This window comes from Desulfosceptrum tomskiensis, from assembly GCF_049818055.1.
Classification (GTDB): Bacteria; Bacillota; Desulfotomaculia; order Desulfotomaculales; family JASEER01; genus JBFLVT01.
In genome coordinates this window covers 651,493-665,032 of record NZ_CP187479.1, presented here as the reverse complement: position 1 = coordinate 665,032, position 13,540 = coordinate 651,493, and the positions used below count along the sequence as shown (strand labels likewise).

13 protein-coding genes are annotated in these 13,540 nt (G+C 61.2%); 3 read left to right on the top strand and 10 right to left on the bottom strand.

Going from position 1 to position 13,540, the window contains the following annotated elements; genetic code table 11:
- Nucleotides 1-19: 19 nt before the first annotated feature.
- Both ACPV0M_RS03390 and ACPV0M_RS03385 read right to left on the bottom strand, forming a co-directional pair.
- Nucleotides 20-793: an ABC transporter ATP-binding protein gene (locus ACPV0M_RS03390; RefSeq protein ID WP_425622113.1), complete on the bottom strand. Its 774-nt coding sequence runs from the start codon at nucleotides 791-793 to the stop codon at nucleotides 20-22.
- A 142-nt stretch (nucleotides 794-935) separates the two neighbouring features.
- Nucleotides 936-1,217 carry a DUF503 domain-containing protein gene (locus ACPV0M_RS03385; protein ID WP_425621567.1) on the bottom strand — a complete coding sequence of 94 codons (282 nt, stop codon included), beginning with the start codon at nucleotides 1,215-1,217 and terminating at the stop codon, nucleotides 936-938.
- A gap of 83 nt (nucleotides 1,218-1,300) precedes the next feature.
- Here ACPV0M_RS03385 and ACPV0M_RS03380 point away from each other — a divergent pair, with 83 nt between their 5' ends.
- A complete protein-coding gene (locus ACPV0M_RS03380; RefSeq protein ID WP_425621566.1) occupies nucleotides 1,301-1,786 on the top strand; it encodes a DUF456 domain-containing protein in 486 nt (161 codons plus the stop codon).
- Nucleotides 1,787-2,376: 590 nt separating this feature from the next.
- Here ACPV0M_RS03380 and ACPV0M_RS03375 read toward each other — a convergent pair.
- The 3 genes from ACPV0M_RS03375 to ACPV0M_RS03365 are packed head-to-tail and all read right to left on the bottom strand — an operon-like array spanning nucleotide 2,377 to nucleotide 4,800.
- Nucleotides 2,377-3,159, bottom strand: a complete 783-nt coding sequence (locus tag ACPV0M_RS03375; protein ID WP_425621565.1) for an acyl-CoA dehydratase activase — start codon at nucleotides 3,157-3,159, stop codon at nucleotides 2,377-2,379.
- Nucleotides 3,160-3,218: 59 nt separating this feature from the next.
- Nucleotides 3,219-4,160 carry a class I SAM-dependent methyltransferase gene (locus tag ACPV0M_RS03370; RefSeq protein ID WP_425622112.1) on the bottom strand — a complete coding sequence of 314 codons (942 nt, stop codon included), beginning with the start codon at nucleotides 4,158-4,160 and terminating at the stop codon, nucleotides 3,219-3,221.
- Between the two features lie 52 nt (nucleotides 4,161-4,212).
- Complete coding sequence (locus ACPV0M_RS03365; RefSeq protein WP_425621564.1) at nucleotides 4,213-4,800, bottom strand: tetratricopeptide repeat protein; 588 nt, start codon at nucleotides 4,798-4,800, stop codon at nucleotides 4,213-4,215.
- A gap of 101 nt (nucleotides 4,801-4,901) precedes the next feature.
- Here ACPV0M_RS03365 and ACPV0M_RS03360 point away from each other — a divergent pair, with 101 nt between their 5' ends.
- Entirely contained in the window at nucleotides 4,902-6,104 is a 1,203-nt protein-coding gene (locus ACPV0M_RS03360; protein WP_425621563.1) for a CapA family protein, read from the top strand.
- Nucleotides 6,105-6,115: 11 nt separating this feature from the next.
- Here ACPV0M_RS03360 and ACPV0M_RS03355 read toward each other — a convergent pair whose 3' ends face one another.
- Nucleotides 6,116-6,847 carry a tRNA lysidine(34) synthetase gene (locus ACPV0M_RS03355; RefSeq protein WP_425621562.1) on the bottom strand — a complete coding sequence of 244 codons (732 nt, stop codon included), beginning with the start codon at nucleotides 6,845-6,847 and terminating at the stop codon, nucleotides 6,116-6,118.
- Between the two features lie 248 nt (nucleotides 6,848-7,095).
- Here ACPV0M_RS03355 and gap point away from each other — a divergent pair, with 248 nt between their 5' ends.
- A complete protein-coding gene (gap, locus tag ACPV0M_RS03350) occupies nucleotides 7,096-8,160 on the top strand; it encodes a type I glyceraldehyde-3-phosphate dehydrogenase (protein WP_425621561.1) in 1,065 nt (354 codons plus the stop codon).
- Between the two features lie 253 nt (nucleotides 8,161-8,413).
- Here the strand turns inward: gap and ACPV0M_RS03345 are convergent, their stop codons facing one another.
- The 4 genes from ACPV0M_RS03345 to ACPV0M_RS03330 are packed head-to-tail and all read right to left on the bottom strand — an operon-like array spanning nucleotide 8,414 to nucleotide 13,401.
- Entirely contained in the window at nucleotides 8,414-9,334 is a 921-nt protein-coding gene (locus tag ACPV0M_RS03345) for a methylenetetrahydrofolate reductase (RefSeq protein WP_425621560.1), read from the bottom strand.
- Entirely contained in the window at nucleotides 9,327-9,998 is a 672-nt protein-coding gene (locus ACPV0M_RS03340; protein WP_425621559.1) for a methylenetetrahydrofolate reductase C-terminal domain-containing protein, read from the bottom strand. Before ACPV0M_RS03340 ends, ACPV0M_RS03345 begins: the two co-directional genes overlap by 8 nt.
- Nucleotides 9,995-10,417 carry a hydrogenase iron-sulfur subunit gene (locus tag ACPV0M_RS03335; protein ID WP_425621558.1) on the bottom strand — a complete coding sequence of 141 codons (423 nt, stop codon included), beginning with the start codon at nucleotides 10,415-10,417 and terminating at the stop codon, nucleotides 9,995-9,997. The genes ACPV0M_RS03340 and ACPV0M_RS03335 overlap by 4 nt, the downstream gene beginning before the upstream one ends.
- The gene (locus ACPV0M_RS03330) at nucleotides 10,393-13,401 is read right to left on the bottom strand and encodes an FAD-dependent oxidoreductase (protein ID WP_425621557.1); all 3,009 of its coding nucleotides are present in this window, start codon (nucleotides 13,399-13,401) and stop codon (nucleotides 10,393-10,395) included. Before ACPV0M_RS03330 ends, ACPV0M_RS03335 begins: the two co-directional genes overlap by 25 nt.
- Between the last annotated feature and the right edge of the window lie 139 nt (nucleotides 13,402-13,540).

Sequence of the window (13,540 nt, the reverse complement as noted above, 5' to 3'; positions counted from 1 at the left end):
CCTTTTCCTTATCGTCGGCCTACTGCTGGCCCAGGTAGGCCCTTATAACCAGGGGATTGCGTTGAATCTCGTCGGGCGTGCCGTCGGCGATCTTGCGCCCGAAATCGAGAACGGCGATATGGTCGGAAATATCCATGACAACCCCCATGTCGTGCTCGATGAGGATCATCGTCGTGCCCCATTCTTCGGAGATGTCAAGGATGAAGCGGGCCATATCCTCTTTTTCCTCGACATTCATCCCGGCCATGGGTTCGTCAAGAAGCAACAGTCGGGGCTCTACGGTCAGGGCCCGCCCCAGCTCCACTCTCTTCTGGAGGCCGTATGCCAGCGTCCCGACCGGCTTGGAGCGGACGTGTTCGATCTCCAAAAAATCAATGATTTCTTCGACACGCCTGCGGTGCCGCGCTTCCTCGCGACGCGCGCGCCCCCAGAAAATGCCGCCGGACAGGAGCCCGTAGGAAATATGGATATGCCGGCCGAGCATAAGGTTTTCCAGGACGGTCATGTGTTTGAAAAGCTCGATGTTCTGGAAGGTTCGGCTGATGCCGAGCCCGGCCCTCCCGTACGGAGGCATCCTGGTGATGTCCCGGCCCTCGAAGACGATGGACCCCTCGCTGGGGAGGTAAAGCCCGCTGATGCAGTTGACGAGGCTGGTTTTTCCCGCCCCGTTGGGCCCGATGATGGCGGTGATCTGGCCTTTCTCAACCTCGAGGTAAATCATGCTTAAGGCTGTGACGCCCCCGAAATGTAACGACATGCCGTCGATAGTCAGTTGGGCCGCCAAGAAAAACATCCCTTCCAGGTGAAGAAAGCCCGAGATGCTGGGCAAGCCGCTCAGGCTATATAAAAAATGCAATATTCACCGCTTCAGGGAAAAACCCTTCTTTATTGACAGAAAATTTACGCAGACTTGACGTTCCAAAATATGCCTTCGGTTAGATTACTTCACTCTCGATGCCTATCAGGTCAAACGTCCTGTCCGCCTCGACGTAGCGTACCACGGCCGCCAGGCTCCGGTCGATGTGGGACGTGTCGTTCGACACCGTGACCACGCCGAGGGTGGCGCGCTGCCACGAATTCTGCTGTCCCACCTCGGCCACGGCGACGTTGAACTTCGCCCGCAGCCTGGCCATCAGGCTCTTAACGACCCGCCGCTTGTCTTTAAGCGAAACGGCTTCGCCGAAGTGCAGTTCCAGGGTCAACAAACCTACGCGCATCGCATACTCCTATTGACGAGGGGTTACTGTAAGGATTACTGTTTGGATAGTAACCACCCGTATTATCGCAAGGATCTTAGGGGGTGACACCCTTGACCACCTTTGCCCTGGTCCTCGCCGTCCTGTTCTTCATCGCGGGATTTGTCTTCACCGTCTTTCCCGTGCTGCCGGGGATCCTGATCATCTTCGCCGGCATGTTGGTTTACGGGCTCCTGGCCGGCTTCGAAAACCTGGGTCTCCTTTTCTTCGTAGGGCAAGCCGTGGCGGTGGGCCTCAGTTACCTTGCCGACTACGCGGCGGGGGTATGGGCAGTCAAGAAGTACGGCGGTTCGTCCGCGGCAGTCTGGGGGAGCATCATAGGGGTCCTGGCCGGGATCTTTGTCTTCGGCCCTTTCGGCATCATCCTGGGACCTTTTCTGGGTGCCGTCGCCGGGGAAATCCTAGCGGGCGGCGCCCCGTCGCGCGCCCTGAGGGCGGGCATCGGAACGCTGGTGGGCTTCCTGGGGGCCACCGGAATCAAGCTGGTCATCGGCGCGGGAATGGTGGTCTGGTTCTTCAGCCGGGTGTAGTTTTTTAACGGTCTACCCTGAAAAATGGTCCTTGATATGCAGGTCTGGGTTTATCACCGAAAGCGACTTTGCTCAAAGCTTCGGCCCAGCACTCAACTTGAGAGCTCGTTAAAGCGAATTCTTCGCTTGTAGCTAGCTCTTCGGAGAGATTGAGTTGAGTACCGGGTTCCTCGGCTCACTGCGCATTCTTATACCCCCAACGTTCGCTACGGCCAAGGCCTCGACGCGTACTTGGGTAACCTTTAGAAAATTGCGCCCGCGAACAATCCGCAGGAGCCCCGCACGCTCCGAACCGAGCTCAGGCGCCATCACCCGAAAGGCCGTTCAAAAGCGAGCATGGCGCGGAAGGCGCTTGCGAGGGGAGGCGTGTAAAGTTAGAAGTGAGAAGTATAGGGGGGGAATTCGCGCGGCGAATTCCATCTGGAGAACGCACCTCTGACCTCTCGCCTCACACTTCTCAAAGGCAGGCGAAGCTTTTCAACGACCTCATAGAACGGTCGAAGCGGAGCACTGAGCGTCGGGGATAACCCAGACCTGCTGTAACCATTTTTCATTGTCTGTGGTGCTGCATTTTGCAGGATGAGGGTCTGCTAAGACCCCCCGGCCCTGGCCGCGGCCACCAGTGCAGCGCCGAGAGCGCCCACGATCTGGGGCTCGTCGGGCACGTGGATAACCGTGCCGAGACGCTTGGCCAGCGCCCTGACCACTCCGCTGTTTTTCGCCACCCCGCCCGTCATTACGACCTCCGGGACGAGACCCACCCTGTGCACCATGCTCGCCGTGCGCTCGGCCACAGACTCCAGCAAACCCCTGGCGATCTCGTCCCGCGGAGAACCCTGGCCGATCAGGGAAACGACTTCCGACTCCGCGAAAACGGTACACATGCTGCTGATCGCGGCCGGACGGCCGGCCGTGGCGGCAACCTCGCTCAAACGCTCGACTTCGGTCTCCAGGGCCCGGGCCATCACTTCCAGAAAACGGCCCGTTCCGGCGGCGCATTTGTCGTTCATCACAAAGTCGACCACGGTCCCGCGCTCGTCAAGGCGGATCACCTTGGAATCCTGGCCCCCGATGTCGATCACCGTGCGGGCGCCGGGGAAAAGATACACCGCCCCGCGCCCGTGGCAGGTTATTTCGGTCACCTGGAGATCGGCAAACGGCACGTTGGCGCGGCCGTACCCGGTAGCAACCACAAAACGGATTGCGTCCCGGCTTCTCCCGGCCGATGCCAGGGCTTTTTCCAAAGCCGTTTCAGCCGCCTTGCGGCTGTCCGCTCCCGTCGGCACGATGCTGTAACCCAGGATTTCCTTCGCGCCCATAATGACCGCTTCGGCGGAAAGCGACCCGATATCGATGCCGGCGACAATTTCCAAGATTTATTCCCCTTGCCTTAAAATCTATGCAACAGTATAGCCGAAAAAGACAACTCCGGCTACAGTTTACGCGCCACCAGGAGCTGCCGGCCCGATATGTCGTGAACGTCGGGTACGGCGAAACCAGCCGCGCGCAGCCAGCTCGTATACTCGGCCAGGGTGTAAGTCCCCCCGGCCCGGGTGCTTAAAAGCATGTTTACGGCCATGTATCCCGCCCGCGGGCTTATCCCGCGCACGTAGTCGAGAATCGCTATCCGGCCGCCCGGCACGACGATGCGGCCGACCCCGGCGATGAGTTCCCGGTTCTCCTCGCCGCTGTAAATGTGCGAAACGTTGCCCAGGAACGCGATGTCGAAAGGCCCTTCCGGCAGCCGCTCGTTGAAGTCGCCCGGCCAGAGTTCGATGTCCGCATCTTTGGGAACCCTGTCGGCCATCAAATCCAAGACGTCCGGCGTGTCAACCACCGTCACCCGCGCCCCCGCCCGGGCAAGCGGCACGGCGTAATTGAGCGGCCCGCCTCCGAGGTCGACCACCCGGGGCCGCATCCCGGCCAAGCCGTCGAGCAGAAGGGACACCACCCGGGGAGACACCTCGCGCGCATAGGAGCGCATTGCATCCATGAAATAGCCGAGTTTTTTGGCGTTTCTCTCCCGCTCAGGCGGGGTTCCGCCTTTCAAGACGGCGGGCAGCGCCAGCCAGGTCCCTATGCGCGCATAGGCGTGCATGAAGCTGAACCCGACGTATGCCGGGTCTTCTTCATTGAAGAACATGGCGCGGGCGCCGTCCGTCAGGCTGTATACGTCACCGTACTGTTGCACGTAGCCCTGCGACGACAAATAGCTGAGGACGGCGTCGAGAGCCCGCCTGTCCAGTCCAAGTTCCCCGGCAAGCGCACTAAGGCCGGTCTTTCCCGTTTTGAGACGCCGGATAAGCCCGACCTCGACGGCCGCTCCCAGGACAAGAAGCTCATCCGGTAAATTAAGGGCCTCACGATCAGGCACCCCGATCAATGCCTCCCCTCCAGGACGCTGCCCCGTTTTCTACGCGCCGCCGTTACAGCATCGCCAGGCTTGACGACAGGCGTTCCAGAGCGAGGCGCGCGAACAGGTTCTTGCGCCTCAGCAGCGTCAGCACCGACCTCCGGCCGGATGGTGTGTGCACGGCCTCCCACAGGGTCCGCCCGCCGAGCATGGCCTGCCGCTGATCGGACGTCCCGCAACCCAGCGTAAAGTAATCAAGGAACTGTCCCGCCATCTCCGACTCCAGTTCCTCGCCTATTCCCCCGCCCGGGTTGGCAAGGTTTTCGAGATAATAAAGCAGGACCTCGACCTGCTCGTTCTCACTGGTTTGACCGGCCAGGGCCGCATACTCGCTGAGGAAATCGTAGGCCTCTTCCATGTCCCCCCGCTGGAGAACCAGCATTCCCAACGCAAACCAGGCTTCCTGGCAATTCTCGTCGACTTCGACCGCCGTCCTCAACGCGCGTTCCATCTCGCGCCAATCCCCGCGGCTGCCGGCATCCGCCGCGCGCCGCAGAAGAAGCTCGCGCTCGCCCGGAGGCGATACCGTCCGCGGCGATTTCAGGTAGACGTCCGTCATTTTGTCCATGCGATCCTTTCGCGCCCTAAAATTGGACTTCAATTCCTGTCTTTTCTCCCCGCCCGGCGGCCGTTCCTGCCTCATGGCAGGAATAGTGCGGCCGGGGCTCGAATCCTAAACCTGCCGGTAAAGGATGATGCTACATGAGTATTGCACGAAAAGTCTTGTGTGTTACCATCGCGGGGCTGCTTGCCGCCTGTGCCTTCTATTTCTTCCGGCAGCTTTCGCCGGATGCCAGCTCCGGACAGGAGCCGCCCGCCCTTCAGGCCGCAAACACGGCACCCGTCGAAATAGAACTGGCGGCCATCGGCGACCTCCTGATGCACCTGCCGGTGGTAAACTCCACTTATGACGCCGCGACGGGCAGATACGAGTTTGACAATCTCTTTGATAAGGTCAGGCCCTTGCTGACCGGGGCCGATTATACCGTGGCCAACCTGGAAACGCGCCTGGCGGGAAAAGCCAAAGGATACCAGGGCTATCCCCTTTTCAACACGCCTGACGACTTCGCCCCGGCCGTCGCCAACCTCGGCGTCGATCTCGTCACCACCGCCAACAATCACAGTATGGACATGGGCTATGACGGGCTGGTCGCCACCCTGGACTGTCTCGACCGGAACGGCCTCACCCACATCGGGACCTACCGCACGGGCGAGGAACGTGAAAAACCTTTGGTTGTCGAGGTAAAAGGCGTTCGGCTCGGCTTCGTGAACTTCACGGTGACGACAAACGAGTTGCCCTTGCCCCCTGAACGTCCGTTTTGCGTAGGGCTGTTGAACGACGAGCAGGTAACCCGGGACCTGGAGAGGCTCCGCCGGGAGAACCCCGATTTGATCATCGCCTGCGTGCATTTCGGCACGGAATACCAGCGTTATGCGGATGCCTTCCAGAAAGAGTGGGTGGACAAACTCTTCAAACTCGGCGTGGACGCCGTCATCGGGTGTCACCCCCACGTCGTCCAGCCCATGATCTGGCGCAACGTCGAGCTTTCCGGCGTCCAAAAGCGGTGCTTTGCGGCTTATTCCCTGGGCAACTTCATTTCCAACCAGCGCTGGCGGTATTCCGACAGCGGCATCATCCTGCACTTGAAGATTCTCAAGTACCCGAACGGGACCGCTTCCATCGTCTCGGCGAGCTATACCCCCGTATGGGTCGACACCTATCACGTCGCGGGCAAAAGGCATTACCGCGTCCTGCCCGTCAGCAAGGCTATCGAGGATTACGAACATAGCCGGGACGGTCTCCTGACCGTCGAGGATTACAACCGCCTGCTCGAAGTGCGCGACGAACTCTCGGAACTGCTTGACGACCCCGTTCAGGGGATCGCTCCTTACCTCACCCGTTAAATATGTAAATGTTACCGTTTTTGCTTCCACAGGTTTTCCAGGCTCACGTTCTCCAGCGCGCTCAGGAACATCTCCCTGAAGTCGGGATACCTGCGGACGATGTCTTCCACCAGGCCCTTCATCTCTTCCCGCTTGGTATGTCCGTTGTAGGGACAGGGATTGTGCAGGACGGGCAGCCCCAGCCGGCGTCCCAGTCTGACGACGACCTCTTCGGGAAGGTAAACAAGCGGCCGGATCAGGTTCAAGCCCTTCCGCGACAGCTTGGTGTTGGGCATGAACGTCTTCATCTGGCCCGTGAAGATCAGGTTCAGAAAGTAGGTCTCGATAACGTCGTCCAGATGGTGACCCAGAGCAACGCGCTGTGCTCCCAGCGAGACGGCCATATCGTTGAGCACCCCCGCGCGGAGTTTGGCACAGAGCGCGCAGGGATTGTGTTCCGGTTTTTGCTTGATGATGCGGGCTATGGGGGATTCCTTGACGTGCAGGGGCACCTCCAGCTCCCGGCAGAGATCCAGAAGCGGCTGAACGTCGACCGGGCCCCAGCCGAGGCTTAAGTGCACCGCCTCCAGGGTGAAGGAGAGGTGCGATCTTTTCTGCAGTTCGGCCATGATCCAGAGCAGGGCCGTCGAGTCCTTGCCGCCGGAAACGCCCACAACCACATGGGATTGCGGCGGGATCATATCGTAGCGCTTAATGCACTGTTTAACCCGGGTCATAAACCATTTATCGTAATTCCTGTTCAAACCAGTTCACTCCAGCCGGCCAAGCCCGTGGAATATAGGGTAATCTTGACACTATTGGTCAGCTTTGTTACAATTTTTCCATAATGCCCCTGTCCAACAGTATATCTAAAAAGTACGCGGGTATAATAGCCACCAGGAATTTGCTGAGTTTAAAGAATCGCGTCTCTGCTGTTCAAGCATACCGCACTCCGGATGCCGGAAACCCGTGTCTCGAGAGCAAAGGAATTTATCAGTCAAGGAGGGTAACAATGGCCATTAAGGTTGGCATAAACGGATTTGGCCGTATCGGTCGAAACTTTTACCGCATCGTACACAACCACCCCGACATCGAAGTCGTGGCGGTGAACGACCTTACCAACGCCGCCACTTTGGCGCACCTGCTCAAGTACGACTCGGTGCACGGCACCTTCGGCGCCGACGTGCGCGCCGCCGAACGCAGCTTCTGGGTGGATGACCAGGAGGTCATGGTGCTTGCCGAGCCGGACCCCGCCAACATCCCCTGGGAGAATTACGGGGTCGAATACGTCATCGAGGCCACCGGGCGGTTCACAAAGGCGAAAGACGCCGTAAAGCACCTGCGCGGCAGCGTGAAAAAGGTCCTCATCTCCGCCCCCGCCACCGACGAGGACATCACCATCGTCATGGGCGTGAACGAGGACAAGTACGATCCCGAGAAACACCGTATCGTCTCGGCGGCGTCCTGCACCACCAACGCCCTCGCCCCGATTGTTAAGGTGCTGCACGAAAAGTACGGGTTCAAGCGCGGTTTCATGACCACGGCGCATTCGTACACCAACGACCAGCGGCTGCTCGACCTGCCCCACCGCGATCTCCGGAGGGCGCGGGCGGCGAACCTTTCCATCATTCCCACGACCACCGGCGCGGCCAAGAACGTCAGCCTGGCCATCCCGGAACTGGAAGGGAAGATCACCGGCCTGTCCTTCCGGGTGCCCACGCCGGACGTCTCGGTCATCGACCTGGTGGCCGAACTGGAAAGGCCGACAACCAAGGAAGAGCTCAACGACACTTTGCGGCAGTGGGCCGCCGGCGATCTCCAGGGAATCCTCGCTTACAACGAGCTGCCCCTGGTTTCGGTCGACTATATCGGCAACCCGCACTCATCCATCGTTGACGGGCTGTCGACGATGGTGATCGAAGGCACCTTCGTCAAGGTCGTGGCCTGGTACGACAACGAGTGGGGCTTTTCCAACCGTCTGGTCGACCTGATCCTCTTCATGCACTGGCGCGGAACCATGGGTGAAGAACTGCGCAAGACCACGGTTAAGGAAACGCGTTCGCAAAAGCTTGAGTAACGGCTAACGTCAGCCCTTTAAGCTTTAAAAGCCCTGTCTGACGGCAGGGCTTCATTCTTCCAGGGGTGCGATGCAAAAGGTACACGACTCAGGTTATGGAAGTTAAGTGATTGAGCTGCTATCATTACTGAAGAGTTAGCCAGAGGCCGGTCAAAACAAGCATGGCGCGGAAGGCGAAGCCGGACAGCGCGGAGCGTACTGGGTGGTACGTGAGCACTGGACGGGCAAGCCTGACAAAGCCAGGCGCAGTTTTTCAACGGTCTCCCAGGGGCTTGATTCCGGCTTCGGATACTATGCGGGGGACCGCCTCCTCCCACGCGACGGCCATCAGGTGCACGCCCGCCACTCCCGGTACGCGGCGCAGCGCATCCACCGTCTCCACGGCGATCCGGATCCCCTCTTCTTCCTGGTCCCGGCTTTGCTCCATACGCCTGACGACCTCGTCGGGTATCCTGACGCCGGGCACGCGTTCATTCATGAACCGCGCCGCGCGCGCCGACTTCAAGGGGATAACCCCGGCCAGCAGGCGGCAGTTTTCCAGGATGCCCGCATCCACCGCCTCCCGCATGAAAACCTCAAACCTGGCTAGGTCGAATACCCCCTGGGTCTGGATAAACTGCGCCCCGGCCGCAACCTTCTTGCGCAGCCGCAGCAGCCTGAGCGCCGTCGGCTCGGCCGTGGCGTTTTCCACGGCCCCGATAAGGAACCGCGGCAGGGGCCCTTTGATCTCGTCCCCGCAGTCGAAACGGCCATCGTCGCGCATCCGCCGGACCATTTCCACCATTTGCACCGAGTCAAGGTCGAAGACGTTCTTGGCTGCGGGGTGGTTGCCGAACTTCTGGTGATCCCCCGTAAGGCAAAGGACGTTTTTAATCCCAAGGCTGGCCGCCCCCAGGAGATCGCTCTGCATGGCGATGCGGTTCCGGTCCCGGCAGGTCATCTGCCAGACGGCTTCCACACCCTCCGCCTGGACGTGCAGGGCTGCGGCCAGGCTCGCAAGTCTTACCACCGCCGACTGGCAGTCGGTAACGTTCGCTGCGTGCACGAAGCCCTTCAGCAGCCGCGCCTTGGCCCTGACGGATTCACCCGAGGCGTTGCGCGGGGGCCCGATCTCGGCCGTGACGGCAAACTCGCGTTCAGCCAGGGCCTTTTCCAGGCGGCCGCCGCTATTCACGCGACATCCCCTCCCGGGAAAAACGCCGCAGCCCGCCGTCCCTGGCGCTTCTCCAGTCTTTCGCCGGACGGACCTGCGTGAGAAGCTCCAGGCGACCCTGCGCCTGCAGGCGCTCGTAAATAAGGATCCAGGCGCACGGCACCTCCGGGTCCACCTCGCACCTGCCGTCAGCCGGCCCCCCGCAAGGCCCGTTCAGGAGGCCTTTGGCGCAGCGCGTTACGGGGCAGACGCCCCCGGTAAGATGAAGAACGCAATTGCCGCAAAGGCCGCAGCGCTCTTCCCAGACGCCTTCTCCCGCATAGCTCCCGGCAAAAGTCGTGTTCAGGGCGGGGATGATCCACTTGTCCGGGTAGGCCTCCGCCAGCTGTTGCACGCCCACGCCGCAGGCCAGAGAGATAAGGACATCAGCCCTTGCGCACCTGTCGGCGATGGCAGGCAGCAGTTCAGGCTCGCACTGCCTTAGGAGAGAAGCCGTCTCGACATCCAGGTCGGACCCGTTTATCCTTTTGGCGATCTTAAGCCTGCTGGCCAGGCTCGTCGCCTGGGCCGCCCCGCCCGTCAGGCACACAGCCGTACACCCCGAACAGGATACGATAAGCGCGCGCCTGCTTTCCTCCAGGCATGCGAGGAGTTCTTCAAGAGGCTTGGCTTCCGCGACGATCACGCACCGCCACCGCCCTTTCGCACCGGCGAAGGCCCGAGCAGGCGAATCCGGCGGCTGAATTCGTTGGCAAGTTCGGCAAACCTGCTCCCCATGGCGGCAGACAGGTTATACATCGCTAAACGCTCACCGTCCAGGCCCATCTCCTGGAGAGCGCGGCGAAGTCTCTGAACTCGCTGCCGTGCCCGAATGTTGCCTGAACGGTAATGGCACTCGCCCTCAAGGCAGCCGGCGACGAATACCCCGTCAGCCCCCTCTTCGAAAGCGGCCAGGATAACGGCATCCTCCACCGCTCCCGTACACGGAACGCCGACGATGCGCACCGCAGGGGCGTAAGCGAGACGCATACTGCCGGCCAGATCGGCAGCCGAATAGGCGCAGTTAAAGCAGCAAAAGCCTATGATTCTCGGCTCAAACAGCAATCGTGATCCGCCTCCCCGCTTAACAGGATGCGCACCAGGACTGTCAGCTGCTCCCTTTTATAACCGTTTAGCGAAATAGCCTCATTGGGGCATTCAGCCATACAGATCCCGCATCCCTGGCACTGGACCGGCTCAATGTACACGGCGTTCCCCGCCAGGACGGGGACATTAAAGGGACAAAACCGGACGCAGGTCAGGCAGGCCGCACAACGTTTATCATCGACAACCGCCCAGACACCCCTGGTCCTGACAAACCCCTTGGCCAGGATGGCACCGGCCCGCCCCGCCACCGCCTGACCCTGCAGCACGCTCTCTTCCAGGCGTTTCGGCCCCTGGCCCTCCCCGCACATAAAGACGCCTGCCGCCGCAAAGTCTACCGGCCTTAACATATGCTGGGCCTCAAGGAAGAAACCGTCGGCATCGCAGGGGACTTTCATGAGCCGGGCCATATCCCGCCCGGCCGCCGATGCCTCCGCAGCAACCGCTAAGACAACCCGCCCGGCCTCCAGCTCAAGCGGTGCGCCGAGAATGTGGTCGATAACCCTGATTTTAACCCTGCCGCTCCCCGCATCCTCGACGACAGGTTCCTCCCCAAGACGGTAACGGATGAAGACAACACCGAGCTCGCGGGCCTGCCGGTAACGTTCCTCGTCCAGCCCGTAGGTGTTCATGTCGCGGTATAACACAAACACCCTGTTCCCGGGATGGCGTTTCCGCAGCCGGATGGCGGCAGCTACAGCGCGGCTGCAGCACGAACGGCTGCAATACGGCCGCTCGGCGTTCCGCGACCCCACGCACTGGATGAAGACCGTGTCGTGCGGCGGGCATTCCACGGCTGCCTCCAGCCTGTCCAGGGTCATCACAGCCGGATGCTTTCCGTGGAGGTAACCCTGCCACGCAATCTCCCGGGCACCCGTAGCCAGAACGGCGACCCCGTGCTGAATCTCGCGTCCGCTGTCCAGCGTCGTGCGGAAGTTGCCCACGTGCCCGTCAACAGTCCTGACCCTGCTGTTAAGATGCAGGTGTACCAGCGGATGGCTTTTGATTTTCTTAATCAAATCTTCGAGAAACTCCGTGACGTCGTCCCCGCCGGGCGTAACGACCATTTGCCCCGCGCGGCCCCCGAGTTCGCCGCTTCTCTCTACAACGTGCACTTCGAACCCCTGCTCGGCAATGCCAAGCGCCGCCTCCATTCCTGAAGCGCCGCCCCCGACAACCAGGGCTACCGGCACTACCGGATCGCAAAGGTCCCTGACCGCTGTAAGCCCGCAGGCCCTGGCGATCGCGCCGCGCACCAGGCTGATAGCCTTGGATGTTGCCGCCGCCGGCTCGTCGGCGTGAACCCAGGCCACCTGGTCGCGGATGTTGGCCATCTCACAAAGGTAACGGTTCAGCCCGGCCTTGCGCAGCGTTTCTTCGAACACAAGCTTGTGGCTCCTCGGACTGCAGGCGGCAACCACGATCCTGTTCAGCCCGTGCTCCTCGACCGCTTCCCGCATCAGGTCCAGGCTGTCCTCCGCGCAGGCGTATTTAACCTCCTTCGCCAGAGCGACACCGGGTTCACCAGAAACGGCCTCGACGACGCGGGAAACGTCTACCACACCGCCGATGTTCGTCCCGCATCGGCAGACGAAAACCCCCACGCGCGGCGGCAGGCCGTCCACGTCCCTTTCAGCGGCAGGGTCGACAGGGCTCTGCCTCCCGCGGCTTCCGGACAGCAGCGCGGCCGCGGCGCCCGCCGCCGCGCTGCCGGAGGTTACGGCATCGGGGATGTCCTTCGGTCCCGAAAACGAACCGGCCGCGAAAATTCCGGGCCTCGAAGCGGCCGTCGTCCTGAAAGGCTGGGTTTTGCAAAATCCAAACCGGTCAAGCTCCACGCCCACAATCTCGGCCAGCCGCCGGGCACTGTCCGACGGCCCCAAACCCACCGAGAGGACAACCAGGTCGAAGACTTCGTTGACCACCGTTCCGTCTTCAAGGCTGTAGCGGACTTCCACACTTCCGTCACCGAGCTCGCGCAGCCCGCTTACCCCGGCATAAACGAACCGGACTCCCGCCCTCCGCGCGCGCTCGATATACCGGTAATGACCTTTTGCATATCCTCGAAGGTCGCGGAGGAGGATCACCCTCTCAAGGGATCCCTGGACCTGCTCACCGGCTGAAAGGGCCGCCTTAACGGCGCCAAGGCAGCATACCGTGGAACAATAACCCCTTCCTATCGCGGGGTTCCGCGACCCGACGCACTGGATCCAGGCTATCCGCCGGGGCACCATACCGTCCGACGGCCTGACCAGCCGACCCTGCGAAGGGCCTCCAATGCTGAGCACCCTTTCGAACTCCAGACTCGTCATTACATTTTTACAGCGCCCGTAGCCGAGATGAGCCAGCCCGCCGGGGTCGAAAGGCTCCAGCCCCGGGCTGAGGATGATTGCTCCCACCCGCAACTCGATATCCCTGCCGACCCCCCTGGTGATCGCACCGGACGGGCAAACGGTTTCGCAGGCCCCGCATTCCAGGCAAACAGCGGCATCGATGGCGTAACCCTTGGGATAGGCCTGGGGATAGAGCTGGTAAATCGCCTTGCGGTTGGCCAGGCCGGCATTAAAGCTGTCCGGGGCCTCAACGGGGCAGACTGCGGCACAGTCGCCGCAGGCCTTACAGCGGTCAAGGTCAACCCCCCTGTCCTCCTGCCGGACGCGCACCGTAAAACGGCCGGCCTTTCCTTCCACAGCCGCCACCCTTGCCCCGGTAATGGCGGTTATTCCGGGATGGTGCGCGACAGCGGCCAGTTTTGGCGAAAGGGTGCAGAGCGAACACTCGTTGGTCGGAAAAACCCGGCCCAGCATGGCCATCTTGCCGCCCACCGCCGGCGCCTCATCGACGAGATAAACCTGAAATCCGCCCTCGGCAAGGTCAAGGCTCGCCTGCAGGCCTGCCACGCCGCCGCCCACAACCAGGACGGAACCTTCCCTGGCCACGGCCATCCCCCTCACCTCCCTGTTGCGCAAAAACATCTTCTCGATACCTTAGATGACTGTATTAATCCACTGATCAACGAAATAACGTGTTAAAGCACTTGGGCTTTCTGGGTCAACTACAGAGACACAATAAACAACCCCCTCG

Bases quoted from the DNA above. Each gene is read 5' to 3' on its own strand.
- ACPV0M_RS03385 (WP_425621567.1), bottom strand. From the start codon at position 1,217: ATGCGCGTAGGTTTGTTGACCCTGGAACTGCACTTCGGCGAAGCCGTT.
- gap (WP_425621561.1), top strand. From the start codon at position 7,096: ATGGCCATTAAGGTTGGCATAAACGGATTTGGCCGTATCGGTCGAAAC.
- ACPV0M_RS03390 (WP_425622113.1), bottom strand. From the start codon at position 793: ATGTTTTTCTTGGCGGCCCAACTGACTATCGACGGCATGTCGTTACAT.
- ACPV0M_RS03360 (WP_425621563.1), top strand. From the start codon at position 4,902: ATGAGTATTGCACGAAAAGTCTTGTGTGTTACCATCGCGGGGCTGCTT.
- ACPV0M_RS03330 (WP_425621557.1), bottom strand. From the start codon at position 13,401: ATGGCCGTGGCCAGGGAAGGTTCCGTCCTGGTTGTGGGCGGCGGCGTG.